The sequence below is a fragment of the Aeromonas sp. 2MA4 genome (genome assembly GCF_029237305.1).
GTDB lineage: Bacteria > Pseudomonadota > Gammaproteobacteria > Enterobacterales > Aeromonadaceae > Aeromonas > Aeromonas salmonicida.
This window is the reverse complement of record NZ_JAACFY010000005.1, coordinates 152567-178007: the sequence shown is the minus strand read 5'-3', so window position 1 is coordinate 178007 and position 25441 is coordinate 152567. Positions and strand designations below refer to the sequence as shown.

The 25441-nt window shown below is 58.3% G+C and carries 27 protein-coding genes; 15 read left to right on the top strand and 12 right to left on the bottom strand.

Going from position 1 to position 25441, the window contains the following annotated elements; translation table 11 throughout:
- Positions 1–154 precede the first annotated feature (154 nt).
- The 5 genes from GWQ31_RS07635 to GWQ31_RS07615 form a co-directional block, all read right to left on the bottom strand.
- Positions 155–1534, bottom strand: a complete 1380-nt coding sequence (locus tag GWQ31_RS07635; RefSeq protein ID WP_275909026.1) for an MFS transporter — start codon at positions 1532–1534, stop codon at positions 155–157.
- A gap of 85 nt (positions 1535–1619) precedes the next feature.
- Positions 1620–1949, bottom strand: coding sequence for a hypothetical protein (locus GWQ31_RS07630; protein ID WP_059112155.1), 330 nt, complete (start codon positions 1947–1949; stop codon positions 1620–1622).
- Between the two features lie 116 nt (positions 1950–2065).
- On the bottom strand, positions 2066–2617 hold the full coding sequence (locus tag GWQ31_RS07625; protein WP_159165758.1) for a peptidylprolyl isomerase: 552 nt from the start codon (positions 2615–2617) through the stop codon (positions 2066–2068).
- A 17-nt stretch (positions 2618–2634) separates the two neighbouring features.
- Complete coding sequence (locus GWQ31_RS07620) at positions 2635–3207, bottom strand: YajG family lipoprotein (RefSeq protein ID WP_159165759.1); 573 nt, start codon at positions 3205–3207, stop codon at positions 2635–2637.
- A gap of 24 nt (positions 3208–3231) precedes the next feature.
- A complete protein-coding gene (locus tag GWQ31_RS07615) occupies positions 3232–4365 on the bottom strand; it encodes a methyltransferase (protein ID WP_275909025.1) in 1134 nt (377 codons plus the stop codon).
- Positions 4366–4559: 194 nt separating this feature from the next.
- Here GWQ31_RS07615 and GWQ31_RS07610 point away from each other — a divergent pair, with 194 nt between their 5' ends.
- On the top strand, positions 4560–4880 hold the full coding sequence (locus GWQ31_RS07610) for a BolA/IbaG family iron-sulfur metabolism protein (protein WP_021139374.1): 321 nt from the start codon (positions 4560–4562) through the stop codon (positions 4878–4880).
- A 36-nt stretch (positions 4881–4916) separates the two neighbouring features.
- Here GWQ31_RS07610 and GWQ31_RS07605 read toward each other — a convergent pair whose 3' ends face one another.
- The gene (locus GWQ31_RS07605; RefSeq protein ID WP_275909024.1) at positions 4917–5237 is read right to left on the bottom strand and encodes a hypothetical protein; all 321 of its coding nucleotides are present in this window, start codon (positions 5235–5237) and stop codon (positions 4917–4919) included.
- Between the two features lie 83 nt (positions 5238–5320).
- Here GWQ31_RS07605 and GWQ31_RS07600 point away from each other — a divergent pair, with 83 nt between their 5' ends.
- From GWQ31_RS07600 to nqrM, 8 genes are read left to right on the top strand one after another with little or no spacing between them, the layout of a single operon-like run.
- On the top strand, positions 5321–6664 hold the full coding sequence (locus tag GWQ31_RS07600) for a Na(+)-translocating NADH-quinone reductase subunit A (protein ID WP_021139372.1): 1344 nt from the start codon (positions 5321–5323) through the stop codon (positions 6662–6664).
- Positions 6665–6667: 3 nt separating this feature from the next.
- Positions 6668–7897 carry an NADH:ubiquinone reductase (Na(+)-transporting) subunit B gene (locus tag GWQ31_RS07595; RefSeq protein ID WP_021139371.1) on the top strand — a complete coding sequence of 410 codons (1230 nt, stop codon included), beginning with the start codon at positions 6668–6670 and terminating at the stop codon, positions 7895–7897.
- A complete protein-coding gene (locus GWQ31_RS07590) occupies positions 7887–8675 on the top strand; it encodes a Na(+)-translocating NADH-quinone reductase subunit C (RefSeq protein WP_059112147.1) in 789 nt (262 codons plus the stop codon). The genes GWQ31_RS07595 and GWQ31_RS07590 overlap by 11 nt, the downstream gene beginning before the upstream one ends.
- Positions 8668–9300 (top strand): NADH:ubiquinone reductase (Na(+)-transporting) subunit D, encoded by a 633-nt coding sequence (locus GWQ31_RS07585; RefSeq protein WP_265421686.1) that lies wholly within the window; start codon positions 8668–8670, stop codon positions 9298–9300. The genes GWQ31_RS07590 and GWQ31_RS07585 overlap by 8 nt, the downstream gene beginning before the upstream one ends.
- A 3-nt stretch (positions 9301–9303) precedes the next feature.
- The gene (nqrE, locus tag GWQ31_RS07580) at positions 9304–9900 is read left to right on the top strand and encodes an NADH:ubiquinone reductase (Na(+)-transporting) subunit E (RefSeq protein WP_021139368.1); all 597 of its coding nucleotides are present in this window, start codon (positions 9304–9306) and stop codon (positions 9898–9900) included.
- A gap of 18 nt (positions 9901–9918) precedes the next feature.
- Complete coding sequence (gene nqrF / locus GWQ31_RS07575) at positions 9919–11142, top strand: NADH:ubiquinone reductase (Na(+)-transporting) subunit F (RefSeq protein ID WP_265421687.1); 1224 nt, start codon at positions 9919–9921, stop codon at positions 11140–11142.
- 3 nt (positions 11143–11145) lie between these two features.
- The gene (locus tag GWQ31_RS07570) at positions 11146–12183 is read left to right on the top strand and encodes an FAD:protein FMN transferase ApbE (protein WP_021139367.1); all 1038 of its coding nucleotides are present in this window, start codon (positions 11146–11148) and stop codon (positions 12181–12183) included.
- A gap of 11 nt (positions 12184–12194) precedes the next feature.
- A complete protein-coding gene (nqrM, locus tag GWQ31_RS07565) occupies positions 12195–12419 on the top strand; it encodes a (Na+)-NQR maturation NqrM (RefSeq protein WP_005311992.1) in 225 nt (74 codons plus the stop codon).
- Positions 12420–12515: 96 nt separating this feature from the next.
- Here nqrM and GWQ31_RS07560 read toward each other — a convergent pair whose 3' ends face one another.
- Positions 12516–12734, bottom strand: coding sequence for a hypothetical protein (locus tag GWQ31_RS07560; protein ID WP_275909023.1), 219 nt, complete (start codon positions 12732–12734; stop codon positions 12516–12518).
- Between the two features lie 130 nt (positions 12735–12864).
- On the opposite strand from GWQ31_RS07560, the gene dinB reads away from it, so the two are divergent.
- The 6 genes from dinB (at position 12865) to rlmM (ending at position 19465) form a co-directional block, all read left to right on the top strand.
- Positions 12865–13917, top strand: a complete 1053-nt coding sequence (gene dinB, locus GWQ31_RS07555) for a DNA polymerase IV (protein ID WP_275909022.1) — start codon at positions 12865–12867, stop codon at positions 13915–13917.
- Between the two features lie 66 nt (positions 13918–13983).
- The gene (locus GWQ31_RS07550) at positions 13984–16125 is read left to right on the top strand and encodes a methyl-accepting chemotaxis protein (RefSeq protein ID WP_058393504.1); all 2142 of its coding nucleotides are present in this window, start codon (positions 13984–13986) and stop codon (positions 16123–16125) included.
- Positions 16126–16407: 282 nt separating this feature from the next.
- Positions 16408–17328 carry a transcriptional regulator GcvA gene (locus GWQ31_RS07545; protein WP_005312000.1) on the top strand — a complete coding sequence of 307 codons (921 nt, stop codon included), beginning with the start codon at positions 16408–16410 and terminating at the stop codon, positions 17326–17328.
- Positions 17321–17959, top strand: coding sequence for an alpha/beta fold hydrolase (locus tag GWQ31_RS07540; protein ID WP_169046630.1), 639 nt, complete (start codon positions 17321–17323; stop codon positions 17957–17959). Before GWQ31_RS07545 ends, GWQ31_RS07540 begins: the two co-directional genes overlap by 8 nt.
- 32 nt (positions 17960–17991) lie before the next feature.
- Positions 17992–18378: a DUF423 domain-containing protein gene (locus GWQ31_RS07535; RefSeq protein WP_005312004.1), complete on the top strand. Its 387-nt coding sequence runs from the start codon at positions 17992–17994 to the stop codon at positions 18376–18378.
- Positions 18371–19465 carry a 23S rRNA (cytidine(2498)-2'-O)-methyltransferase RlmM gene (gene rlmM, locus GWQ31_RS07530; protein ID WP_059112140.1) on the top strand — a complete coding sequence of 365 codons (1095 nt, stop codon included), beginning with the start codon at positions 18371–18373 and terminating at the stop codon, positions 19463–19465. Before GWQ31_RS07535 ends, rlmM begins: the two co-directional genes overlap by 8 nt.
- Before the next feature lie 84 nt (positions 19466–19549).
- Here the strand turns inward: rlmM and GWQ31_RS07525 are convergent, their stop codons facing one another.
- From GWQ31_RS07525 to GWQ31_RS07505, 5 genes are all read right to left on the bottom strand, one after another.
- The gene (locus GWQ31_RS07525; protein WP_275909021.1) at positions 19550–19993 is read right to left on the bottom strand and encodes a hypothetical protein; all 444 of its coding nucleotides are present in this window, start codon (positions 19991–19993) and stop codon (positions 19550–19552) included.
- Positions 19994–20114: 121 nt separating this feature from the next.
- A complete protein-coding gene (locus tag GWQ31_RS07520; RefSeq protein WP_058393501.1) occupies positions 20115–21122 on the bottom strand; it encodes an isocitrate dehydrogenase in 1008 nt (335 codons plus the stop codon).
- A gap of 164 nt (positions 21123–21286) precedes the next feature.
- Positions 21287–22084 (bottom strand): flap endonuclease Xni, encoded by a 798-nt coding sequence (xni, locus tag GWQ31_RS07515; RefSeq protein WP_111589299.1) that lies wholly within the window; start codon positions 22082–22084, stop codon positions 21287–21289.
- A gap of 165 nt (positions 22085–22249) precedes the next feature.
- A complete protein-coding gene (ppnN, locus tag GWQ31_RS07510; protein WP_021139357.1) occupies positions 22250–23605 on the bottom strand; it encodes a nucleotide 5'-monophosphate nucleosidase PpnN in 1356 nt (451 codons plus the stop codon).
- 161 nt (positions 23606–23766) lie between these two features.
- Positions 23767–25386, bottom strand: coding sequence for a GGDEF domain-containing protein (locus GWQ31_RS07505; RefSeq protein WP_275909020.1), 1620 nt, complete (start codon positions 25384–25386; stop codon positions 23767–23769).
- Positions 25387–25441: the final 55 nt, after the last annotated feature.

Below are 25441 nucleotides of genomic sequence, written 5' to 3'. Positions count from 1 at the left end.
TATTGGTCTCTTGTGCGTTAGTTGAGGTTTTCCGTAGCCTGCCCACAAGGAGCGGGAGGGATTCTAGCCAAATAAATTCATCGGAGAAACAAGCACCGGGGAACTTTATTCGGAAGTGTGAATCTAATCACCCCCAATTTCACGCAAACGCTTGCTATTTGTCCGATTCCGAGAGCAAAGCCCTTCCTCGTCTGGCAACCATGACGATCAGGATCAACACCGGAATGCCAAGCAGGCTGGTGCCAATAAAGAAGGTGCTGTAGCCAAACTGTTCGACAAAGCGGCCGGAAAAGCCTGCCAGCAGCTTGGGCATCAGCAGCATGACTGAGCTGAACAGGGCGTATTGGGTGGCGGAGAAGGCCACGTTGGTCAAGCTCGACAGATAGGTCACGAAGGCGGCAGTCGCTATGCCGGCGCTCAGGTTGTCGACCGAGATGATCAGGGTCAGCAGCTGCAGGTTGTGGCCCACTTCGTTGAGCAGGGCAAACAGCAGATTGGTGCTGGCGGTGAGCAGGGCGCCGAGGAACAGGATCCGCAAGGTACCAAAGCGCATCACCAGCACGCCCCCCAGGGCAGCACCCACCAGCGTCATGATGACGCCATACACCTTGGTAATGGTGGCCACTTCTGTCTTGCTGAACTGCATGTCCACGTAGAAGCTGTTGGACATCACGCCCATCACCACGTCCGAGATGCGATAGCAGGCGATGAGCCCGAGGATCAGCATGGCCGATCCACCGTAACGGCGGAAGAAATCGGCAAACGGACACCAGATGGCCTCATAGATCCAGGCACCGACTCCGGCCAGCGAGGTTGGCCAGCCATGGGAGAGCAGCAGCGCCTTGCGCGCCTCCTGCTGTTCGTTCTGACCGGCGAGATCGATATCCGGCTCATGGCAGATCAGTGTGGTGATGACGCCAAGAGACATGAGTCCCGCCATCAGCAGATAGGTGAGTCGCCAGCCGTTGTAGTCATAGCCGGTGTTGCTGCCAAGCCAGGCTGCCAGCGCCAGTGCCCCCGCACCCGCCATGATCATCGCCAGTCGATAACCTGTCATATAGGAGGCGGCCATGGCTGCCTGCAGCCGCTCCGGCGCCGACTCGATGCGATAGGCGTCGATGACGATGTCCTGAGTGGCGGAGGCGAACGCCACCAACAGGGCGAACAGGGCCAGTTGGGCCAGCTGGGTCTTGGGATCGCAGAAGGCCATGCCCACCAGTGACGCGGCAATCAGTATCTGGGAGAGCAGCATCCAGCTGCGACGCCGCCCCAGCCAGCGGGAGAGCAGTGGCAGGGGCAGTCGATCGACCAGCGGTGACCACAGCCACTTGAAGCCATAAGCCAGTGCTACCCAGCTCATGTAACCGATGTCGGTCAGGCTGACATCGGCCTCGCGCAGCCAGAACGACAGGGTGCCAAACACCAGCAGCAGCGGCAGACCGGAAGAGAAGCCCATGGCAAACAGTATGAGGACCCGAGACTCAAGATAGACGGCGAGCGAGTCTCGCCAGCTCGGTGTGCGGACAGTGTTCAAATACCTGACTCCTCTGGGAAAATTGCGCCATTTTGTCAGGTTCGGGGGGGATAGCCAAGGCAAGCCGAGCAGGGCGGACCAGGATTCAGGGGCGGGAACCCATGCAGTGGCGGGGGCAGGGGCCTTCCATGGTCAGATAATTGGCACACGCCATCAGCTGCATGCGCAGCCAGACATCGGCGATGATCTGCTGCTCGTCCCACTGATGCAGGCTGTGCAGCAGGAACCAGAAGACCCCCTCCTGATCGGTGGCGGCTTGGGTGTTATAGGGAGCGTGGGGCAAATCTTGCCAGTGGGAGAGGAGCTGCCAGCTCAAGTCTTCCAACTGCTGATAGGGGATTTCTCGTGCCAGAAAGTGACGAACTGCCCGAGCCAGCGGGACGGCGTGTTGGGTTAAATACTGGTGGTAGATCACCGGAACCTCCTTCTCTTCGGGTGGGCCCTGCCCCGGGGAAACGGGGCAGGGTCAGAGTATAGAAAGGGGCACCGGTGACCCGGGCAAAGACGCGGCGGAATGTGATCCGGCTCGTGTTATTTCTCCGCCAGCAACACCATCTTCTTCAGGATGATGGGGCTGGTGGGTACGTCGTTGGCGCGCAGAATGGAGCTGTAACCCGTCTGCACCTGGGCCAGCTTGTCCAGTACATCCATACCCTGCACGACCTGGCCGAATACGGTATAACCGGCGCCGGCATTGGCGTTGAGGTTATTGTTGTCGGTCAGGTTAAAGTAGAACTGGCGGGTGGCGCTGTCCACGGCCTGGGTACGGGCCATGGCGATGCTGCCGCGTTTGTTGGGCAGGCCGCCCTTGGATTCGTTGACCACGGGATCGAAGGTCGGCAGTTGCTGGAACTGCTGGTTGTAGCCGCCCCCCTGCACCACGAAATCCTGGATCACCCGGTGGAACAGGCTGCCGTCATAACTGCCGTCCGCTACGTAGCGCAGGAAGTTCTTCACCGTCTGCGGCGCCTGTTTGGATGCCAGCTCCACTACTATATTGCCGTGGTTGGTCTCCATCCTGACCTTGGGGCCGGCAAACGCCAGCGGGGCGATCAGCATGGCCAGTAACCAGAGTTTCTTCATTGTTTAGCTCTCCTTTCTCAGCTCGGCTGACCCTTGAGGTAACCACGCAGAGCGTCATCCGTCATGATCTGTTGCAGCAGGCTGCCCAATTGCTGGTTCAGGATGGATTCCAGTTCGGCCATGCTCGGCTCCCCCGGACCTTCCTTGCTGGAAGACATGTTGAACTGCTTGGTCAGCTTGCTGCCCTGGAAGTCGGCAATCACCTGCAGGCTGACGCGGGACTTGGTGACATAGGTGAAGGTTTTCTCTTCCACCGTGACGGCGGCGCTGGAGATGGCCAGGGTCAGGTTGGTGGTACCGCTGTTGCCAACGATCAGTCCCTGACTGCGCAGCCCTTCGGCCAGTTTCTCGGCCAGCAGGTTGTTGAGCGGCTGTTCGCTGTTGACCAGCACGGCTGCCTTCTCTTTCTTCTTGATGGAGAAGACGTAGGCGGCTTCACGCTTGTCGACCCCTTCCAGGGTGATGCGGTTGCCAGAGTAGTACTGCTGGTTGGAGGGGATGACCTGCGGGTTCAGCAGCGCGGTTTCCGGCCAGTGAGTGGCACAACCACCCAGCATCAGGGCGGCCAGCAGCAAGATTGACTTTTTCATCATGGGTTTCCTTTAACCTTATCTTTAGCGTTTGATGGCTTTCAAAATAACGAATTTGCTGTTCGACGCAACGACTTGTGCGTTGGCAAACAGGCGCTTGAGTTTGTTGTGATAATCCAGATGACGGTTGCCTACTATCCAGAGTTCGCCCCCCTGGGGCAACACCCGATGGGCATCGGTGAACATCTGCCAGGCAATATGATCGGTAATAGCCTGCAGCTGGTGGAAGGGGGGATTGCAGAGGATCCTGTCCGCCGAACCGACCGCCACGCCGTCGAGACAGTTATTGACCATGAAGCGGGCCCGCGGCAGGCCGTCTGGCAGATTGTGCTCGACGTTGAGTTGCGCCGAGGCCACTGCCATATAGGACTCGTCGATGAAGGTCACTTCCACCTCGGGATCCTTCGCCAGCAGTGCCAGCCCCAGCACACCGTTGCCGCAACCGAGATCGATCACCTTGCGCGCACTGTGGACAGGCAAATTGTCCAGCATGAAGCGGGCACCTATATCCAGGCTGGTGCGCGAAAACACGTTGGCATGGTTGTGGATGAGCATGCCGGTGCCCTCCAGCGGCCAGACCGTCGGATAGGGGTTGGCCAGTTCCGGGTATATCGCTTGCGGCTCACAATGGATCAGGCGCGCCTTCTTCCAGGCCAGCGAGGTGCGGGTCGGCCCCAGGTATTTTTCAAACAATGCCAGGGTCGAGCTGTGAATGTCCTTGGCCTTGCCGGCGGCAATGACGCGAGTAGCCGGTGTGACCACCGCACGCAATGCCAGCAGTTGCTGCTCCAGCAGCGCCTGATACTTGGATACCTTGATCACTACCAGTGCCGGGGCAGGGGGCAGCGGCGTCAGCGCATCCTGCAATCTGATGGCGTGAGGATCCAGTTCGTTCTCTGCGAGGTTGGCAAGGATCGCCCGCTCGCTGATATAGGAGTCGCTGACACAGACTGGGGCGTGAGGATGCAGAAACGCCGCCAGTGCGCCGAAGCCGTCATTCATGATGATGACGGGGCCGGCTTGCTCGAGAGGCGTCTCAGCCAGGGTATTGATCAGATACTCGTCTGCCGCATCCCAGGCTTGCAACGGATCCTGGCTCTGGCGTGGGTAGCGATACAGGGTCAGACGACAATGAGCCGTGTCGAGAAGGGTTTGCATAAGCGAGAGTCCAACGTGATTCATAAAACAGGCGCCGACGGGGCGCAAAGTGGCGCTATTCTAGCGGGGGCGGAGAATTTCACCAGTCCGGCAGCTGTGTGGGCGGGGCAAATTTGCGGCCATTTTCCCACGCAGGGCAATTTCGTCATATCGCCAACTCTGGCTACAATGGCCGGACATCTATTTTGGGAGTGATGCTCGTGACCATGCAACAACAGATAGAGGCCAAGCTGGCCGCTGCCTTGTCCCCCACTCATCTGGAGGTCGTCAACGAAAGCTATATGCACAGGGTGGCACCGGGTTCCGAGAGCCACTTCAAGGTGGTGGTGGTGAGCCCGCATTTCGACGGTCACCGGTTGCTGGCCCGTCATCGTCAGGTCAATGCCGTGCTGGCCGACGAGCTGGCTGGCGCCATTCATGCACTGGCGTTGCATACCTATACTGAGCAGGAGTGGTTGCAACGGGAACAGGCACCAAAGACGCCGAGCTGTGTCAGCAAAAATGGGCTGGCCTAACATTATTGATCAATCAGTTACTTAATCCGCGACCAGTTAACAATTAACAAACGTTTTTGGGCTGCGTCTTGTGTCCGGAAGCTTGGTGCTATTCCCCTGCCCAGACATCAAAATTTCTAATCCATTTTTGAACATAAAAACCATTACCCATTTTGGGGTATTAATGGCTAACTCAACGCAGAGCCTGAGGTTTAGCGAAAAAAACGGTGCGATTAAATTTCGATGATTTTGTGATAGAGCGGGGATTTTCCCCATTTTGCATAGAAGCTGACTTGCCATAAGTGCTAAACTCAAGCGCTTTTGAATGACCCTGTATGTTGCTGATTTGTTTGTCGCTTCGACATTATCCTGCAACATGAACGGGCTCATTCAACAACTCGTCGTGATGTATTTCTCGGCGCTAACCAACCTGTCTTCCCTTAACGGTAGTGCAAGTGAGTATGATTACAATTAAAAGAGGACTGGACATCCCCGTGCTGGGTGCTCCGGAGCAAGTAATCTACGATGGCCCGGCCATCACCCGTGTTGCTACACTCGGCGAAGAGTTCGTGGGGATGCGTCCTACTATGCTTGTCAAAGTAGGTGATCGCGTCATTAAAGGTCAGGAGCTCTTCGAAGATAAGAAGAACCCTGGCGTTAAATTCACGGCCCCTGCCACCGGTGTGGTTTCAGAGATCAACCGGGGTGCCAAGCGCATTCTGCAATCCGTTGTCATCGATATCGATGGGTCCGACGAGCAGGTGACCTTTGAACACTTTGCGTCTGCCGAGCTGGCACAGCTCGCGCGCAGCAAGGTGCAGGAGATCCTGGTCGCATCAGGCCAATGGACTGCGTTGCGTACTCGCCCGTTCAGCAAGGTGCCGGCCGTGGAGTCTTCTCCCCGTGCCATTTTCGTCACCGCCATGGACACCAACCCGCTGGCTGCCAATGCCGAGCTCATCATCAAGGAACAGTCACAGGCTTTCCTCGATGGTCTGGCCGTATTGACGCGTCTGACCGATGGGGCCGTCTACGTCTGTAAAGGCGAGGCCAGCCTGCCGCACGCTTCTCTGGCGCAAGTCAAAGAAGAAGTGTTCGTCGGTCCGCATCCTGCCGGTCTGCCAGGTACCCATATCCATTTCCTGGATCCGGTCAGCGCCAAGAAGGTGCAGTGGCATATCAACTATCAGGATGTCATCGCGTACGGCAAGTTGTTCACCACTGGCCAGATCTTCACCGACAAGGTGATCGCCCTGGCTGGCCCGAACGTACTCAAGCCACGCCTGCTGCGTACCCGTCTGGGTGCCTGCATCAGCCAGTTGACCAACAACGAGCTGCGCGCGGGTGAAAACCGCGTCATTTCCGGTTCCCTGCTCAGTGGTGCCAAGGCTGAAGGAGTCCATGACTACCTGGGTCGTTACCACAATCAGGTGAGCGTGCTGAGTGAAGGTCGTGAGAAAGAGTTTCTGGGATGGGTCAAACCCAGTGCCAGCAAATTCTCCATCACCCGTACGACGCTCTCTCATCTGATGAAGGGCAAGCTCATCAACTTCACTACCACCACCAACGGTAGTGATCGCTCCATGGTGCCTATCGGCAACTATGAGCGTGTGATGCCGCTCGACATCCTGCCGACCCTGCTGCTGCGGGATCTGGTCTCCGGCGATGCCGACAGTGCGCAAGCGCTCGGTTGCCTTGAGCTGGATGAGGAAGATTTGGCGCTCTGTACCTTCGTCTGCCCCGGCAAGACAGAGTACGGCCCGATCTTGCGTGAGTGCCTGACCAAGATAGAACTGGAAGGTTAAGCGATGAGTTTCAAGCAACTTCTTGAAAATATGGAACATCACTTCGAGCCGGGTGGCAAGTACGCCAAGTACTATGCCCTGTTCGAAGCGGCGTACACCCTGTTTTATACCCCCGGGTCCGTGACCCGCAATGCTGCCCACGTCCGTGATGCGATCGATCTGAAGCGCATGATGATCATGGTGTGGCTGGCCGTGTTCCCGGCCATGTTCTGGGGCATGTTCAACGTCGGCAACCAGTCCATCGCCGCCATCGCCCATCTGGGCAGCGCGGCCGGTGCCGATACCTGGCAATACACCATAGCGACTCTGCTGGGAGCCTCACTGGATCCAGCGGTTGCCGGTATCGGCAGCAAGATGCTGATCGGTGCGGCTCACTTCCTGCCCATCTACCTGACCGTGTTCCTGGTCGGTGGTTTCTGGGAAGTGCTGTTCGCCATGGTGCGCAAGCACGAGATCAACGAAGGCTTCTTCGTGACCTCCATCCTGTTCGCCCTGATAGTGCCGCCAGAGCTGCCCTTGTGGCAAGCCGCTCTGGGTATCACCTTCGGTGTGGTGATGGCCAAAGAGGTGTTCGGTGGTACCGGCAAGAACTTCCTGAACCCGGCCCTGGCGGGTCGTGCGTTCCTGTTCTTCGCCTACCCGGGCCAGATCTCCGGTGATGCCGTCTGGGTGGCCGTTGATGGCTATTCGGGCGCGACTGCGCTGAGCCAGTGGGCCCAGGGCGGCCAGATGGCGCTGATCAACGGTACAACCGGCCAGGCCATCAGCTGGATGGACGCTTTCCTTGGCAACCTGCCGGGTTCCATCGGTGAAGTCTCTACCCTGATGATCCTCATCGGTGCTGCCATGATCGTCTACATGCGGATCGCCTCCTGGCGCATCATCGCAGGTGTGATGATCGGTATGGTCGCCACCTCCCTGCTGTTCAACGTCATAGGTTCCGACACCAACCCCATGTTCAGCATGCCGTGGCACTGGCATCTGGTGCTGGGCGGCTTTGCCTTCGGTATGGCATTCATGGCGACCGATCCGGTCTCCGCCGCCTTTACCAACAAGGGCAAGTGGTGGTATGGCGCTCTGATCGGCGTCATGGTAGTGCTGATCCGGGTGGTGAACCCAGCGTTCCCGGAAGGCATGATGTTGGCCATTCTGTTTGCCAACCTGTTTGCCCCCTTGTTTGACCATTTCGTGGCGCAGGCGAACATCAAGCGGAGGATCGCTCGTGGCGTTTAATAAAGACTCTACCGTCGGCACCCTTACCGTCGTGGCTGGTCTGTGTCTGGTGTGTTCCATCGTGGTCTCAGTGGCTGCTGTGGGGCTGCGTCCGGCTCAGCTGGAAAACAAGGCGCTGGACAAGCAAAGCAATATCCTGTCCGTTGCCGGTGTCGATATCAGCAGTGTGGCCAAGCGTGACCTGGCACAACTGTACGGTGACAAGATTGAAGCGCGTTTGGTTGACCTGACTACCGGTGAATTCGTTGACGGCGATGCCGACAACTTCGACACCAAGCTGGCAGCGAAAGACCCGGCAAAAAGCATTCGTCTGGCACCTGCCGATGACAAGGCTGGTTTGCGTCAAATCTCCAGGCTGATCCCTGTGTTCTTCGCCAAGGATGCCGAAGGCAAGGTCGACAACATCATTCTGCCAATTTATGGCCAGGGTCTGTGGTCCACCATGTATGCCTTCGTTGCCGTGGCGGCAGATGGCGAGACCATCAAGGGCATCACCTACTATGACCACGGTGAAACCCCGGGTCTGGGCGGCGAGATTGGCAACCCGGTCTGGCAAGGTCTGTTCAAGGACAAGAAGTTGTTCGATCAGGACGGCATGCCCGCCTTGCGAGTCATCAAGGGCCACGCCCCTGAAGGTTCCAAGCATGAGATCGATGGCCTGTCTGGCGCGACTCTGACTGGTAACGGTGTACAGCACACGTTCGACTTCTGGATGGGACCCAAGGGCTTTGGTCCTTTCCTGGCCAAGATTCGTGCAGGAGAAATCAACAATGGCTGACAAGAGCGAAATGAAGAAGTTGCTGTTGACGCCTGTGCTCGGCAACAACCCCATCGCCTTGCAGGTGCTGGGTGTCTGTTCCGCGCTGGCCGTTACCAGCCAGATGAAGACGGCATTCGTGATGACGCTGGCCGTTACCGCGGTCACTGCCTTCTCCAACCTGTTCATCTCCCTGATCCGCAACCAGATCCCGAACAGTGTACGGATCATCGCCCAGATGGCGATCATAGCGTCACTGGTTATCGTGGTTGACCAGGTGCTCAAGGCGTATGCCTATGAGATCTCCAAGCAACTCTCGGTATTCGTGGGCCTTATCATCACCAACTGTATCGTGATGGGCCGTGCCGAAGCCTATGCCATGAAGAGCGCCCCGTTGCCCTCCTTCCTGGATGGTATCGGTAACGGTCTGGGTTACGGCGCCGTGCTGCTGACCGTGGCCACAGTGCGTGAGATCCTGGGCTCCGGCACCTGGTTCGGTATCGAGCTGCTGCCGCTGGTGAACAATGGTGGCTGGTATGTGCCTAACGGTCTGCTGCTGCTGCCGCCGAGTGCGTTCTTCATCATTGGTCTGATCATTTGGGGCGTTCGCACCAAGGATCCCAAGCAGGTGGAGGCGAAGGATTAAGGTATGGAACACTATCTGAGTCTGTTGATTCGTTCGATTTTCATCGAAAACCTGGCCCTCTCTTTCTTCCTGGGGATGTGTACCTTCCTGGCAGTGTCCAAGAAGGTCAAGACCGCCATGGGTCTGGGGATTGCCGTTATCGTGGTTCAGACCGTTGCCGTTCCGGCCAACAACCTGATCTACAACTACGTCCTCAAGGATGGTGCCCTGGTCTCCGGCCTGGATCTGAGCTTCCTGAGCTTCATCACCTTCATCGGTGTGATTGCAGCCCTGGTGCAGATCCTGGAAATGGCGCTGGACAAGTACTTCCCTGCGCTCTACAACGCGCTCGGCATCTTCCTGCCGCTCATTACCGTGAACTGCGCCATCTTCGGTGGCGTCTCCTTCATGGTGCAGCGTGACTACAACTTCGTGGAGTCTGTGGTCTATGGCGTGGGGTCGGGTGCCGGCTGGATGCTTGCCATCGTGGCGATGGCGGGGATCCGCGAGAAGATGAAGTACTCCGACGTGCCGCAAGGTCTGCGTGGACTGGGCATCACCTTCATCACCGCGGGACTCATGGCGCTGGGCTTTATGTCCTTCTCTGGTATTTCCCTGTAATCGGAAAAGGAATAATAGATGGAAATTATTCTGGGTGTGGTCATGTTCACCGTGATCCTGCTGGCTTTGGTGGCAGTCATTCTGTTCGCCAAGTCCAAGCTGGTGACCGCAGGTGACGTGACAATCAGCATCAACGGCGACCCGGCCAAGGCTGTCACCAGCCCGGCGGGTGGCAAGCTGCTCGGCGTGCTGGCCGGCAGCGGCATCTTCGTCTCCTCCGCCTGTGGCGGCGGTGGCTCCTGTGGTCAGTGCAAGGTGCGGGTGAAAGCTGGCGGCGGTGATATTCTGCCGACCGAGCTGGATCACATCAGCAAGGGTGAAGCCCGTCATGGGGAGCGTCTGGCCTGTCAGGTCACAGTGCGTTCCGACATGGATATCGAGCTGCCTGAAGAGATCTTCGGGGTGAAGAAGTGGGACTGTACTGTTATCTCCAACGATAACAAGGCCACCTTCATCAAGGAGCTCAAGCTGCAGATCCCGGATGGCGAGAGCGTGCCGTTCCGCGCCGGTGGTTATATCCAGATCGAAGCCCCTGCTCACCATGTGCAGTACAAGAACTTCGATATTCCCGAGGAGTATCGCGGGGATTGGGATCGCTTCAAGATCTTCGAACTGGAGTCCAAGGTCAACGAGCCGATCATTCGTGCTTATTCCATGGCCAACTATCCGGAAGAGTTCGGCATCATAATGCTGAACGTGCGGATCGCGACCCCGCCGCCCAGCAACTGGACTGCGCCTCCCGGCCAAATGTCCTCCTATATCTTCAGCCTCAAGGCTGGCGACAAGGTGACCATCTCGGGTCCGTTCGGTGAGTTCTTCGCCAAAGACACCAATGCCGAAATGGTGTTCGTCGGTGGTGGTGCGGGTATGGCGCCGATGCGCTCCCATATCTTCGACCAGCTGCGTCGCCTGAAGACCCATCGCAAGATGAGCTTCTGGTACGGTGCCCGTTCCAAGCGCGAGATGTTCTATGTCGAAGACTTCGACATGCTGGCGGCCGAGAATGACAATTTCCAGTGGCACGTCGCCCTGTCTGATCCGCAACCGGAAGACGACTGGGATGGCTACACAGGCTTCATCCACAACGTCTTGTTCGAGAACTATCTCAAGAACCACGAGGCGCCGGAAGATTGCGAGTTCTACATGTGTGGACCTCCCGTCATGAATGCTGCCGTCATCAACATGCTGAAGAACCTCGGTGTTGAAGACGAAAACATCCTGCTGGATGACTTTGGTGGTTAATCAATGCACAGCGTTGTAAAGACCTGGCTAGCCTTAGGGCTAGCCTTTTTCTTGACTGGGTGCGGTCAGGAAACGGTCCAATCCAAGCCGGAGATCCACATCACCGGCAGCACCATGGGTACCTACTATTCCATCAAGGTCGCGGATGAGATCATCCAGGATCCGGCCAAGTTTCAGGCTGAAGTAGACATTCTGCTGGAGCGGGTCAACGACCAGATGTCGACGTACCGCCCCGATTCCGAGTTGTCCCGTTTCAACCAGCACAGAAGCTCGACCCCTGTGGTGGTCTCTCGCGATACTGCCCGGGTGGTGACTGAATCCCTGCATCTGGGCCGTGAGAGCCGTGGGGCGCTTGACGTTACCGTCGGCCCCCTGGTCAATCTGTGGGGCTTCGGGCCGGATGCGCGTCCGACCAGGATCCCCTCCGAGGAGCTGATCACCCAGACCCGTCAGAAGACTGGTCTGGGCAATTTGCATGTGATCACCTCCGCCGATGCAGATACGTTGCAAAAAGATATTCCGGACCTCTACGTGGATCTCTCTGCCATTGCCAAGGGCTTCGGGGTGGACAAGGTGGCTGAGTATTTGGAGTCAATGGGGTCTCGCAATTATCTGGTGGAGATCGGCGGCGAGCTGCGGATCAATGGCGTCAACGGCAAGGGGCACCCCTGGCGCGTGGCCATCGAGAAGCCGACCGCCAATGCCGGCTCTGTGCAGGAAGTGATAGTGCCGGGGGACAACGGGGTTGCCACTTCAGGCGAGTACCGCAATTACTACGAAATGGATGGCCAGCGTTTCTCCCACACTATCGATCCCATGACGGGCAAACCCATCCAGCATCGCATGGTGTCGGTGACCGTCATTCACCCTTCCTGCATGACCGCAGACGGGTTGGCGACCGTGTTCATGGTGCTCGGGCCCGAGAAGAGCCTGGCGTATGCCAAGGAGCGCGGACTGGCGATCTTCGTGATCACCAAGACGGCCGATGGGTTTGACGAAGCCTATTCAGATGCGTTCAAACAGTACCTGGTTAGAAAGTAAGGGGCACTAGCATGCAGATTTTTCTGATCACCTTCGGGGTATTTCTGGTCGTTGTGGTGGCCATGGCCATAGGTTACATCTTCCAGAAGAAGACCATTTCCGGCTCCTGTGGCGGACTGGGCACTATAGGTATCGAAAAAGAGTGCGATTGCCCGGAACCCTGTGACAACCGCAAGAAGAAGATGGCCAAGGAAGAGGCCCGTCGCAAGATGCTGACCGATAACCGGATCATCTGAGCGGGCCTGGGTTTTCGAGTTGCACTCGGGCCAAGGCTGAATGGCAGGCGGGCTGACCTTGGGGTCAGCCCGCTTTTTCTTTGGTGGAAGGGGGATTCAGTAGTCGTATTGATGACAGGCTTTCTTTTTGAACTCGACCTTCCAGCGCGCCAGTTCCTCCCGTGTTCCCAGCTCATCCCCTTGCTTGATGGCCTTCTCCAGTGTCTCGATGCGATCATGCAGCCAGCTGCATTCGGCGGTCGGGTGGTCCTTGGTACTGCCAAACAGCGGCAGCAGGCAGAGTCCCAGTCCTACTCCCAGCCAGAGTGCTCTCATGCCCTTCCTCCTTGTCAGTTGTTGTGAGTGGTGCCTTAAGAGTCTATGCCTGTTCGTTGTTTCATGCCGATGGCAGAAACGGGTGCGCTGGGTTAGCATGGGTGAGTTAACTGTTTATTCGTACAGTGGTATGCGCAAAATCATTCACATCGACATGGACTGCTTTTATGCGGCGGTAGAGATGCGGGACAACCCGGCTCTGCGGGACGTACCCTTGGCGATAGGGGGCTCCTCCGATCGGCGGGGGGTCATCTCGACCTGCAACTATGTGGCGCGCCGTTTCGGGGTGCGCTCCGCCATGCCGAGTGGTCTGGCCAAGAAGCTCTGCCCGCCGCTTGTACTCATACCGGGACGAATGGCGGTCTACAAGGAGACCTCCCGTCAGCTGCGCGCCATCTTCCTGCGCTACACCGAGCTGGTGGAGCCGCTTTCGCTGGACGAAGCCTACCTCGATGTCACCGACAGTAACTGCTGTGGTGGCAGTGCCACCCTGATGGCGGCCGAGATCCGCCACGCTATAGTGACCGAACTGGGGCTGACCGCTTCGGCCGGGGTCGCACCGAACAAATTTCTGGCCAAACTCGCGTCGGAGCAGCGCAAACCCGACGGCCTGTTCGTGATCCGGCCAGAGGAGGTGGATGAGTTCGTGCGCCAGTTGCCTTTGGCCAAGTTGCCGGGGATCGGACGCAAGACGGCCGATCGGCTGGAGTCCCAGGGACTCTATTCGTGCGAGGATGCAAGAGTGCTCAGCAGTGATGAGCTGATCGCCCGGTTTGGCAAGTTGGGGGAGATGCTGACTGGTCGGATCTGGGGCCGTGATGATCAGCCGGTGCAGGCGCAGCGGATCCGTAAAACCATTGGCGTGGAGACAACGCTGGCCAGCGATGTGCTGGATGAGGCCGCCTGCTGGCAGGTACTGAGCCAGCTTATTCCCGAGCTGGAGCGTCGTTTTGCCGCTGGCTATGCCAGGGAGCAGTTGATGGGGCAGGGGATCAAGCTCAAGTTCGCCGATTTTCAGCAGACCACTGTCTATCGCCGTGGCGGCTATCAGCCCGAGCTGTTTCACGATCTGCTCCATGAAGGGCTGCTGCGGGCGCAGGGCAAGCCCATTCGACTGCTAGGACTGGTGGTGGGCCTTCCTCGTGACGGGGAAGTTAACCAGCTGAGCCTGGATTTTGCTTGATTAGGTTAAGTTTTTGTATCCAAAACCGATACACTGATCACATCTGTATGAGCTAGGAATGGTGGCATGAGTTCTCTTTCTGTTCAGGGGCGAATCACCCTGATCGCCGGTTGTTGTTTATTGGCCAGTGCTGGTGCCCTGGTTGCCTCTTCTCTTTATAGCGCCGCCCGGATGCAGGATCAGGTGCTGACCTCCACCACTGAGGAGGCGCAACGCTCGGCCGAAAACTGGATGAAGGCGATGGGATCCGAGCAGGCGGCCAAGGTCACCAGCTATCTGGATGAGGCCTATTTCCGTACCACTCTGCTGGCTCAGAGCATATTGTTCCAGCGCAAGAATGCGGCCGACAACTTTGGCTCTTCCGAGGCGCTGCGTGGTGCCGTCAATCAGCAACTGCACGATGCGGCGGCGGCTTCCGCCAACCTGCTTGGTGTCTATGCGGTGTTCGAGCCCGATCAGCTGGATGGGGAGGACAGCAACTACCACGGTTCCAGCGAGCTGGGTGCCAATGACAAGGGGCGCTTCTCCACTTACTGGGCCCGGGTCGACGGCAAGATAGAAGCTGAGGTGCAAGACGAATCCGTGCTGGTGGACGAGAGCCCCACGGCAGCAGGTGGCGTGGAGAACGACTGGTATCGTTGCAGCATTCGCAGCAAGGCGCTCTGCCTGCTCGAACCCTACCTCGATGATGTGGGGTCGCAGAAGGTGCTGATGACCTCGGTGACAGTGCCCCTGCTGGAGCAGGAGAACCTGCTTGGCATGGTCGGGGTCGATATCTCGCTGGCGACCCTGCAAAGTCTGGTCAAGGAGATGGATCAGGCGCTGTACGACGGGCAGGGCAAGGTATTGCTGGTCAGTCACGAAGGGCGAGCCGCCGGGGTGGATGGGTTTGACGTCACCCTGGGCAGCCCGTTGGGGCAGCAATATCAGGCACTGGCTGGCGATCTGAAAGGCTGGATCGGCCAGGGGCAGACAATGACACGCTGGAGTCCTGACGGGACTCTGCTGCAAACCTTCGTGCCGGTCAGCATGCGCGGCACCGAGCACAAATGGGGCATCTATATCGAGCTTCCCCGCACCGTTGTGCTGGCCTCGGCCCGCCAGCTGCAAGACGAACTCTCCAACCAGGCCAATGGCAGCGTGGTCACCCAACTGGTGATTGGCGGCGTGATTTCGGTGGTAGCCCTGCTCTGCATCTGGTTGATGGCTCGTCAGATAGTTGCCCCCATTCGCGCCGTGGTGGCTCGCCTCAAGGACATAGCCACGGGGGAGGGAGACCTGACCCAGCGGATTGACCTGCATCGCGATGACGAGATTGGCGAGTTGGCCAAGTGGTTCAACAGCTTCCTCAACAAATTGCAATCCACCATCAGTCAGGTGATTGATACCGTTGCGGGCACCCGCGCCAGTGCGGAGCAGGCGGCTCAGGTTGCCGAACGCACCAGTGCCGGCATGCAGGCCCAGTACCAGGAGGTGGATCTGGTGGCGACTGCATTCGAGGAACTCAGTGCCACTGCCTTGCAGGTGGCGGGCAACGCCAACTCGGCGGTGGCGGCGGCCAACCAGGCAGATACCTCGGCGCAGGAGGGCAAGTATGTGGTGGCCGATACCCAGGAGGCCATGCGCAAGTTGATGGCGGTGATCAGCGATGCCAAACCTGTGGTGGAGCGACTCGCCGCCAACAGCGACAACATCAACGACATACTGGTGGTGATCCAGGGGATCGCCGAGCAGACCAACCTGTTGGCGCTGAACGCCGCCATCGAGGCGGCGCGGGCCGGTGAACAGGGCCGTGGCTTCGCCGTGGTGGCCGACGAAGTGCGCAATCTGGCGGGGCGTACCCAGAATGCCATCGTCGAGATCCAGACCCTTATAGGGCAGCTTCAGTCCGGTACCGAGGCCGTGGTCAAGGCGATCATGACGGGTCACAGCCAGGCGGATGTGACGCTGACAAAAGTGGATCTGTCGGTCAGCGTACTTGAGCAGATTATCCATGCGGTGGCGACCATTCATCAGATGAACGAGCAGATTGCCAGGGCGGCGCAGGAGCAGAGCGGGGTGGCGGACGAGATCAATCGCAACGTCAGCAACATTCGCGATGTGAGCCATACCATACGGGCCGAGGCGGCGACCTCCGCCGAAAATGGGCGCGAGTTGTCGGCGTTGGCGGACAAACAGCAGCAGCTGGTGGGGCAGTTCAAGGTATAGGATAAGAAAAAAGGCGCCATCCAACCGGAGGCGCCAAACACATTCAGATGACAGACTGGGTTAAATCGGTCCGATTTAAGCCCCTCTTCCCGCAGAGGAAGAAACACAACACCACAATCGCAGACCACTGACTCACAAAAATCACATGTAAACCAACATGGAAGAGAAAAAGTGAGCCATATGACAACGGATTGCGAAGCGAATTATGTTTATTCACTGGTCGACCCGCAACCGACAAATTATAATGCGGCCCATTAGAAAAACTCATCGTCGGCTGGTCTCATGTCTCGTCGTTTACCCCCGCTCAATGCCCTGAAAGCATTCGAAGCCGCGGCTCGTCACTTAAGCTTCACCCGGGCAGCGGAAGAGCTGTTTGTGACCCAGGCTGCCATCAGTCACCAGATCAAGGCGTTGGAAGAGTATCTCGGCATCAAGCTGTTTCGCCGCAAGAACCGCTCCTTGCTGTTGACCGAAGAGGGGCAGGGTTACTTCCTCGATATCAAAGACATCTTCACCTCCATCTCGGAGGCGACCGACAAGCTGCTGGCCCGCAGTGCCAAGGGGGCACTCACCGTCAGCTTGCAGCCAAGTTTTGCCATCCAGTGGCTGGTGCCCAGACTGGTGAAGTTCAGTGAACGTCATCCGGACATAGACGTACGGATCAAGGCGGTGGACATGGACGAGGGGTCGCTGACCGACGATGTGGACGTGGCCATCTACTACGGCCGTGGCAACTGGCCTGGACTGCGTGCCGACAAGCTGCACACCGAGTACCTGATCCCTGTCTGCTCGCCGCTGTTGCTGACCGGCCCCAAGCCGCTGCGCACCCCGGATGATCTGATCCGCCACACCCTGTTGCACGATACCTCCCGCCGTGACTGGAAGGCCTGGTTTCGCCAGCTCGACATCGATGCGCCCAACGTCAATCAGGGACCTATCTTCAGTCACTCCACCATGGTGATCCAGGCGGCGATCCACGGTCAGGGGGTGGCGCTTGGTCACAGTGTGCTGGCCCAGCCAGAAATCGAAGCGGGACGCCTTATCTGCCCGTTCGAGCAGGTGCTGGTGAGCAAGAATGCGTTCTACCTGGTATGCCAGGAGCAGCAGTCCGATCAGGGCAAGATAGTGGCCTTCCGCGACTGGATGCTGGAGCTGGTGGAGCAGGAAGAGGCTCGTCGCCGGGCACGCCTCGCCGATGCCTGATGTGATGAGAGAGGGGGCGAGTGATGCCCCCGTTCGCATCTTGCTGGCCCATGGCGCCGGGGCCGGTATGGAACACGCTTTTCTTTGCGAGCTGTCACGCCTGCTGGCGGGGCCCGATATCGAGGTAGTGCGTTTCAACTTCCCCTACATGACCAATCGGGCCCAGGATGGCAAGCGCAGGCCGCCGGATAGGCAGCCGGTATTGCTCGACCATTGGCGCCAGATGGCGCAGCTGTTCGCTCACCCAAGGCTGTTCCTGGCGGGCAAGTCCATGGGGGGACGCATGGCGGCAGAGCTGTATGGCGAAGGTGGGGACGAGATGAATGCTGCAGGATTGCTCATTCTCGGGTATCCTTTCCACCCCCCGGCCAAGCCCGACCGCTGGCGGGGCGAGGTGCTCAAGCAGATCAAGACGCCGACCCTGCTGTTGCAAGGGGAGCGCGACACCTTCGGCACGCGCGCCGAACTGGCAGATTTTCCCTTCTCACCCCACGTATCGGTCCACTGGCTGACCGATGGTGACCATGGCTTCAAACCGCGAAAAGCCAGCGGCGTGAGCGAGCAGGAGAACCTGCAGCAGGCGGCTGATCATATCAGGTGCTTCATCGCGGCGACGCTGGCACAGGGCTGACGGTCGCGACGGAGAGAACGAGGAGGGTAAGAATGCAGATCCATCGACATTGGTTGGTACTGGCGGGTTTTTTTGGCCTGACGGCGACCATGCTGGGGGCTTATGGCGCCCACGGTCTGGCGGCGAGCGGTATTACGGCTTCGCAGCTGGCGGCGTTCAACACCGCCGTGCACTATCAGTTTTTTCACGCATTGGCCCTGCTGGTGCTGGGTTGGTGCGGTGTGCGCAGCAAGGTAATCACCTTCGCTGGCACCGCATTTTTGCTGGGGATCCTTGGATTCTGCGGCAGTATTTACGCCATGGTGCTGCTTGGCAGCAAGGGGCTGGGGCTCATTACCCCGGCCGGTGGCCTCTGTTTTATGTTGGGATGGGCGGCTCTGATATGGGCTGGCTGTCGTCTTGGAGGAAAAAATGAATAATCTGCTGCTTTATTGCCGCCCCGGTTTTGAGAAAGAGGCGGCGGCAGAGATCACCGAGCGTGCCAGTAACATGCAGTGCTACGGTTTCGCCCGGGTCAAGGACGACAGCGGTTATGTGATATTCGAGTTGTATGACGAGGAGCAGGCCGATCTGCTGGCGCGCAAGTTGCCATTCAGAGAGCTTATCTTCATCCGTCAGATGCTGGTGGTGACCCACGAGCTGAAGGATCTGGATGTGGCTGATCGGATCTCGCCCATCATAGAAGCGACCCGTGAATACACCATCTGTGGCGATCTGCGAGTTGAAACCGCCGATACCAACGAAGCGAAAGAGCTGTCGGCCTTCTGCCGCAAGTTCACAGTGCCGCTTCGTCAGGCCCTGCGCAGCAAGGAGTTGCTGACCAAGAAAGAGACGCCGCACCGTCCTGTGTTCCACGCCTTCTTCATGGCCAACGATCACCTGTTGCTGGGGTATTCCTACTCGTTCAACAACTCCGAATTCCACATGGGCATTCCCCGTCTGCGCTGCCCGCCGGATGCACCGAGCCGATCCAGCCTCAAGCTGGAAGAGGCCTTCTATGTGTTCGTACCGCGGGAAGAGTGGGACCTGCGCCTCACCTCCGGCATGAAAGCCGTCGATCTGGGCGCCTGCCCGGGTGGCTGGACCCATCAGCTGGTACGTCGCGGCATGATGGTGACAGCGGTGGATAACGGCACCATGGCCCAGTCCCTGATGGATACCGGTCAGGTGAAGCACCTGCGTGATGATGGTTTTGTGTGGCGCCCCAGCAAGAAGAATATCTACTGGCTGGTGTGCGACATGGTGGAGAAGCCGGCGCGGGTTGTTCACATGATCGCTGACTGGTTCCGCGAGAACGACTGTCAGGAGGCCATGTTCAACCTCAAGCTGCCGATGAAGAAGCGTTACGCCGAAGCGGTACACAACATAGAGGTGTTGCGCGGCCTGCTCAAGGAGGTAGACAACGCCTTCGTCATTCAGGCCAAGCAGCTCTATCACGATCGCGAAGAGATCACGGTACACGTCTACAACAAGTACTGGGTCTCCAAGCTGGAAGCCAAGGAGTGACATCCGGCCCCTTGCCGTGAGCAGAAAAAAGACCGATGGCAGCGATGCCATCGGTCTTTTGCTATCTGCGCCATGCAGCCAGTGTCAGAAGCGGTAGTCGAGACGCAGGGATGACTCGTCATCCGTGACTTTGAGCTCTATCTGCAGGGGGATGCTCTTGTCGACCGGATTGAACTGCAACTTGACCCCATCCCCTCTGAGTTTGATGGCCGTATTCATGCCAGCAGCCTTGAACTTGATCCTGGGTTTGTGGTGCTCGAAGGAGAGGCTAACGCTCTTCTCCGCCGTCAAATTCAGCTTCTGGTATGCGGTAACCTGCTGGTTGCCGTCGCTGTCCGTCATGATGTCTACCCCGAAGGAGAGCGGTTTGGGCGCCTTGAGCAGATCATTGGTATCCAGGCTGGAACGCCATACCTGACTGGCGGGCTGCGACTGGGCTGCCGGAAGCTGTTTCCAAGCATTTCCGACCGGTCTGTCTACTGCCATGACGCTGCTGCTGATAAGCAACAGGGGAAAAATAGCGCGCATAATGGATCTCCTTATCCCTTATGCATTGAACATAGTAGTCAATTGACTAGGCGGGTAGCGCGCCGCGAGATAAAACAAGGGGAGCCTGAGCTCCCCTTTTGAATCAACGAATTAAGATGAATTACAAACGGTCTATGATGGATTGGGTGAACTCGCTGGTAGAGGCGGTCCCCCCGAGATCCCGGGTCACGCGATCACCGGATTCGATGGTGGCGCGCACTGCCTCACGGATGCGCTCAGCCTTGTCCTGCATGCCCAGGTATTCCAGCATCTGGATGGAGGCGAGGATCACCGAGGTCGGGTTGGCGATGTTCTTGCCTGCGATATCCGGCGCCGAGCCATGGACCGCTTCGAAGATGGCGGCGCCATCGCCGATGTTGGCACCAGGTGCCATACCCAGACCGCCCACCAGACCGGCGCACAGATCCGAGAGGATGTCGCCAAACAGGTTGGTGGTGACCATGACATCGAACCGCTCCGGGTACATCACCAGGTTCATGCAGGCGGCATCGACAATCATCTCTTCGCTCTGGATATCCGGGTAGCGAGCGGCGACATCGCGGGCCACTTCCAGAAACAGGCCAGAGGTGGACTTGAGAATGTTGGCCTTGTGGATGATGGTCACTTTCTTGCGTCCTTCCTGGCGGGCCAGTTCGAAGGCAAACTTGACGATGCGTTCTGCCCCGTCGCGGGTAACGATACTCATCGCCTCGGCGCTATTGTTGTCATCACTGCGCTTCTGGCCGGCGCCCGAGTACATCCCTTCTGTGTTCTCGCGCACTGTGATGATATCGATGTTCTCGTAACGACTCTTGGTGCCCTTGAAGGAGATGACGGGGCGGACGTTGGCGTAGAGGTTGAATTTCTTGCGCAGGGAGACGTTGATGGAGGTGAAGCCGCCGCCGACCGGGGTGGTGAGCGGGCCTTTCAGGCTGACCTTGTTCTTCTCGATCAGATCCAGGGTTGCCTGGGGCAGCAGCTCGCCGTGCTTCTCCAGCGCGACCAGACCGGCATCCGCATACTCGTATTCGAAGTCACAACCGGCGTGGGTCAGGATCTGGATGGCGGATTCGATGATGCTGGGGCCAATGCCGTCGCCCGGGATAACGGTAATCTTTCTTTTTGACATGAGAGGTATCCACTTCTAGGGAACAGAGGGGGAGGATTCGGCCGTTTTATACCATTTATACAACTAACCCTCCATGTTTCTTTACATTCTATCTGTTTTTGTCAACAGCAAGGGTGAGTCCCGTCATGATTGGCAGGATTGCTGGTCAATGGGGGACGTCGGTGTCATGCCTCGCTCTCGGGTGCTGGGGGATAGCGTATTTCCCGCAAGTTGAAACCCAGGGGAATATCACGCTGCAGCCGGACCAGACGCTGGGCCAGCAGGGCATCGTCCTGATGCTGGCGCAGCTTGAGCAAGGGCTTGCTGGCCTCCTCCTGTTGGCAGGCCGCGAGCAGCGCCGACAGGCTGCCATATTGCTGCAGTAATTGGGTCGCCGTCTTGGGGCCTATGCCGGGCACCCCCTTGATATTGGATCCGCTGATGCCGGTCAGGGCCCAGAAATCCACCAGCTGGGCCGGTGCCACACCATATTGCTGCTCGACGAAGGCGGCATCCAGCCAGCGTTTGTTGAAATAGTCCCTGATCTGGATCTGCGGGCAGATGAGCTGACAGAACCCCTTGTCGGTAGAGATGATGGTGGCCCTTGCCCCGTGCTGGGCGATGCCGCTGGCCAGGGTGGCGATGAGATCGTCCGCCTCATCGGTCTGGGAGAGCAACGCGTCTACGCCACACTCCCAGAATGCATCCTGCAGCGTGTTCAGACCTTCACGCAGCTCCACCGGCATGGGGGTTCGTCCCTCCTTGTAGGCCGGGTAGACCTCTTTGCGCCAGCTGTGTATCTCGCCGTCGAATACCGCTATGACGTGGGTCGGCTCGCTGCCCGCCAGCAGCTTGCGGCAGGTATTGATGAGATTGGCACGGGTGGCGATGAGCGCCTGGGCCGGGGTCAGCGCCTGCTGGGCTTGCACCGCGTGCAGACGGCGGATGAGGTTGAGGGCATCGATGATAAGCAGGTGTGGCATGGGGGACTCTTGGCAGTCAGGACGCGCCATTGTAACAACTGGCAGCCTTGATGACAGTGTTCAGGTGGTGCCAGAGCGTCAGATGCTCATACAGATGGCAAAAGGAAGGGGCGCTGCTGCGCCCCTTGTGCCATGTTGTCGCTGGTCACCGGCGGCTTACTGCCCTTAACGAACTATCTCGTAACAGGGTACGTATTGGGTGCCAGGCAGTTTCATGCGCTGTTGTTTGACGAAGCTCTCCAGCAGCTTGTCCATCAGGTGCATCAGCTCCTTGTCGCCGTGCAGCTTGAAGGGGCCTTTCTTCTCGATGGCGCGGATGCCCCCTTCCTTCACGTTACCGGCGACGATGCCGGAAAAGGCGCGGCGCAGGTTGGCTGCCAGCAATTGGGGCGGCTGGTTGCGATGCAGATCCAGGCTGGCCATGCTGGCGTGATCCGGCTCGAACGGCAGCTGGAACTCGGGCTCGATCTTGAGGGACCAGTTGAAGGAGTAGGCATCGCCGACCGATTTGCGATATTCGCGAATTTTCGGCATCGCTTCCTTCATCACCCGGGCCACTTCCGGCGCATCGCCGACGATGATCCGGTAGAGGCTGGTAGCGGGTTCGCCCAGGGTAGCCTTGACGAAGTCATCTATGGCGCGGAAGTAATCGGCGCTCTCTTTCGGACCGGTCAAGATAATCGGCATGGGTTGGCGCTCATTGGCCGGATGCATCATGATGCCGAGCAGATAGAGCAGCTCTTCGGCCGTGCCGACCCCGCCCGGGAATATGATGATGCCGTGGCCCAGACGCACGAAAGCCTCCAGCCGTTTCTCGATATCCGGCAGTATCACCAGCTCGTTGACGATGGGGTTGGGCGGCTCGGCGGCAATGATCGAAGGTTCGGTCAGACCTATGTAGCGGCCATTGCGTACCCGCTGCTTGGCGTGGCCGACGGCGCCCCCCTTCATGGGCCCTTCCATTGCACCCGGACCGCAACCGGTACAGATGTTGAGCTCGCGCAATCCCAGCTCGCTGCCGACCTCGCGGGTGTACTGGTATTCAATGGGGTTGATGGAGTGGCCGCCCCAGCAGACCACCAGATTGGGATCCGCCCCCGGCAGGATCGCCTTGGCGTTGCGCAGTATGGCGAACACCACGTTGGTGATATGGGTGGAGCTGGTCAGGTTGACCAGTCGGTTCGACTCCAGCTGGGTCGACACATAGAGGATGTCGCGCAGCACGGAGAAGAGGTGCTCCTGAATGCCACGGATGATCTCGCCATCCACAAAGGCATGCTCGGGGGCATTGAACAGTTCGAGTTTGACCCCGCGCTCGCGCCGGATCACATGGATATCAAAGGATTTGAAACGCTCCAGTATCTCTTTGGAGCTGTCGGTATGGCTACCTGAGTTGAGCACCGCCAGCGAGCAGTTGCGAAACAGTTGATAGATATCGCTGGAAGCAGTCTGTTTGAGGCGATCCACCTCGAGTTGTGACAGCAAGTCCATGCTGCCCACAGGATTGATGTGCGTAATCATAAGTTCCCCTTTCACTCGCTTGTTATCGTTGTGCTTTTCCCTGGGGAGAAAACAGGATGCCATGTGGCATCCCTTGAATTTGATAGTAGATGTAAGCGGTAGGGCAGGGGAATAGGGGAGAAGTGCGTTTGCTGCTTTTTTAGCCGCAGCTCAGCCCGGATTCAGGCCAGATTGACCTGATCCCGACCCGAGTGCTTGGAGCTGTAGAGCGCCTTGTCGGCTCGCTCGAACGCATCCGTGGTGTGATCCCCTTCCCGAAACAGGGTGGCACCGATGGAGATGGTGATCTCGACCCTTGCATCCCGAAAGCGGAACGGAATGCTCTTGATGGTCTGGCGCAGTGTCTCCAGCGGCTTCTGGTATTTGTCCGGGTTGATGTTCGGCAGCAGCACCACGAACTCCTCACCGCCAAAGCGGGCGATGAAGTCGGTATCGCGCAGGGCGCCCTGCAATGCCTTGGCCACCACCTTCAACGCCTTGTCGCCGGCCATGTGGCCATAGTTGTCATTGATGTTCTTGAAGTGATCAATGTCTATGATGGCCAGACAGAGTGGAGTGTTGTAGCGCAGCCAGCGCTTGTATTCGAGTTCGAGCCGCTCGTCCAGCGCCGCCCGGTTATGTACCTGGGTCAGGCTGTCGAGGAACAATTTGTGTTTCTGGATGGTGAGCCGCTTCTTGTACTCGGCGGTCTCCTCCTTCATCAGTCGCAGCTTGGCCTCCATGGTGGAGAGGCGGGTGAGCAGGTGGCGCTCACGGGTAGCCATGGCTTCCCTGTCCTGCAGCAGCATGTTGATGGCACCCATATGGCCCGAGATGGCATCCTTGAGCTCGCCGAAGGCGTCGTGGCTGGCCAGGGTATGGTCGAGGGCTCGTAGCTCCTTGTCGATGGCCTGACGGGTATCCTGGGTGGCGCTTTGCAGGGCGCGCCCTTCGTCGAGGGATTCGGTGAAGCTGAAATGCACCGCAGAGAGGCTCTCGTTGAGGGTGCTCAGGAAAGCCTGGGAGGATTTTCGCTCCTCGCGGGTGCCCTCAATGATGAGCTCTATCACCTGCAGGCAGATCTCCGCCAGCAGCGGTGGCGTGATGCCATTGAGCAACTGGCGGCGGATATCCGCCAGACTCTCGCCAACGGCGCCGGCAAAATCCAGCTCTGTGATGAGCCGTTGCAACTCGTCGGCGATATGGGCGTGAGCCTTGGCGTCAAAGGGGATCACAGGCTCAGGGGACGAGAGCTCTGTGATGGCCATGGCCTGCACGCTGGCGGCGGGAGCCGGGGCTAGCAGGGGCTGGGTCGGCAGCAGCTGGATCTTGATGGCCTGCTGGTAAAACTCCAGCAGGCGGATCACTTTCTTTTGATGGTCGCCGATGCCATAGCCATCTGTGCTTGCCAGAAACTCCTTGAGGGACTTGCGGGTATCCTCCGGGAAGCCCTTGATGGATTTGAGCTGTTTGGTGCCAAGGTCGATGGCGGACTTGGTCAGGCTGATGGACTCTTCCAGCGCATTGCCATGTTGCTGCAACAGCTTTTCGATGACGGCGAGGTCGGCATCCAGCGAGGAGAGCGGCGGATTGCCGTCGAGTTTTTGCTTGAGCTTGGCGAGCTTGTTGTCCAGCTCCCTGTCATGGCCACGACAGGCTTGCATCAATTTACCGATGAACTGGATGCTGCGGGCTCGCTCTGCATCGGAAAAAGTGACTATGCCGTCTAGCTCCAGCTGCTTTTGCTGAAGGGATTCCCTGAGTCTGGCCAATTGTCCTGCTACGGCAGCGATATCATTCATTATTCAGGTCGCCCTGTTGTCATTATCGTTTTTGTGTTGGATAGCAACGGCGGTC

Excerpts from the sequence above, each read along its gene's own strand:
- xni (WP_111589299.1), bottom strand. The coding sequence starts at position 22,084 with ATGCCACACCTGCTTATCATCGATGCCCTCAACCTCATCCGCCGTCTG.
- GWQ31_RS07560 (WP_275909023.1), bottom strand. The coding sequence starts at position 12,734 with ATGAGAGCACTCTGGCTGGGAGTAGGACTGGGACTCTGCCTGCTGCCG.
- GWQ31_RS07540 (WP_169046630.1), top strand. The coding sequence starts at position 17,321 with ATGCCTGATGTGATGAGAGAGGGGGCGAGTGATGCCCCCGTTCGCATC.
- nqrF (WP_265421687.1), top strand. The coding sequence starts at position 9,919 with ATGGAAATTATTCTGGGTGTGGTCATGTTCACCGTGATCCTGCTGGCT.
- dinB (WP_275909022.1), top strand. The coding sequence starts at position 12,865 with ATGCGCAAAATCATTCACATCGACATGGACTGCTTTTATGCGGCGGTA.
- GWQ31_RS07505 (WP_275909020.1), bottom strand. The coding sequence starts at position 25,386 with ATGAATGATATCGCTGCCGTAGCAGGACAATTGGCCAGACTCAGGGAA.
- rlmM (WP_059112140.1), top strand. The coding sequence starts at position 18,371 with ATGAATAATCTGCTGCTTTATTGCCGCCCCGGTTTTGAGAAAGAGGCG.
- nqrM (WP_005311992.1), top strand. The coding sequence starts at position 12,195 with ATGCAGATTTTTCTGATCACCTTCGGGGTATTTCTGGTCGTTGTGGTG.
- GWQ31_RS07620 (WP_159165759.1), bottom strand. The coding sequence starts at position 3,207 with ATGAAAAAGTCAATCTTGCTGCTGGCCGCCCTGATGCTGGGTGGTTGT.
- ppnN (WP_021139357.1), bottom strand. The coding sequence starts at position 23,605 with ATGATTACGCACATCAATCCTGTGGGCAGCATGGACTTGCTGTCACAA.
- nqrE (WP_021139368.1), top strand. The coding sequence starts at position 9,304 with ATGGAACACTATCTGAGTCTGTTGATTCGTTCGATTTTCATCGAAAAC.
- GWQ31_RS07525 (WP_275909021.1), bottom strand. The coding sequence starts at position 19,993 with ATGCGCGCTATTTTTCCCCTGTTGCTTATCAGCAGCAGCGTCATGGCA.
- GWQ31_RS07600 (WP_021139372.1), top strand. The coding sequence starts at position 5,321 with ATGATTACAATTAAAAGAGGACTGGACATCCCCGTGCTGGGTGCTCCG.
- GWQ31_RS07605 (WP_275909024.1), bottom strand. The coding sequence starts at position 5,237 with ATGTTGCAGGATAATGTCGAAGCGACAAACAAATCAGCAACATACAGG.
- GWQ31_RS07615 (WP_275909025.1), bottom strand. The coding sequence starts at position 4,365 with ATGCAAACCCTTCTCGACACGGCTCATTGTCGTCTGACCCTGTATCGC.
- GWQ31_RS07595 (WP_021139371.1), top strand. The coding sequence starts at position 6,668 with ATGAGTTTCAAGCAACTTCTTGAAAATATGGAACATCACTTCGAGCCG.
- GWQ31_RS07550 (WP_058393504.1), top strand. The coding sequence starts at position 13,984 with ATGAGTTCTCTTTCTGTTCAGGGGCGAATCACCCTGATCGCCGGTTGT.
- GWQ31_RS07625 (WP_159165758.1), bottom strand. The coding sequence starts at position 2,617 with ATGAAGAAACTCTGGTTACTGGCCATGCTGATCGCCCCGCTGGCGTTT.
- GWQ31_RS07545 (WP_005312000.1), top strand. The coding sequence starts at position 16,408 with ATGTCTCGTCGTTTACCCCCGCTCAATGCCCTGAAAGCATTCGAAGCC.
- GWQ31_RS07570 (WP_021139367.1), top strand. The coding sequence starts at position 11,146 with ATGCACAGCGTTGTAAAGACCTGGCTAGCCTTAGGGCTAGCCTTTTTC.
- GWQ31_RS07585 (WP_265421686.1), top strand. The coding sequence starts at position 8,668 with ATGGCTGACAAGAGCGAAATGAAGAAGTTGCTGTTGACGCCTGTGCTC.
- GWQ31_RS07610 (WP_021139374.1), top strand. The coding sequence starts at position 4,560 with ATGCTCGTGACCATGCAACAACAGATAGAGGCCAAGCTGGCCGCTGCC.
- GWQ31_RS07535 (WP_005312004.1), top strand. The coding sequence starts at position 17,992 with ATGCAGATCCATCGACATTGGTTGGTACTGGCGGGTTTTTTTGGCCTG.
- GWQ31_RS07520 (WP_058393501.1), bottom strand. The coding sequence starts at position 21,122 with ATGTCAAAAAGAAAGATTACCGTTATCCCGGGCGACGGCATTGGCCCC.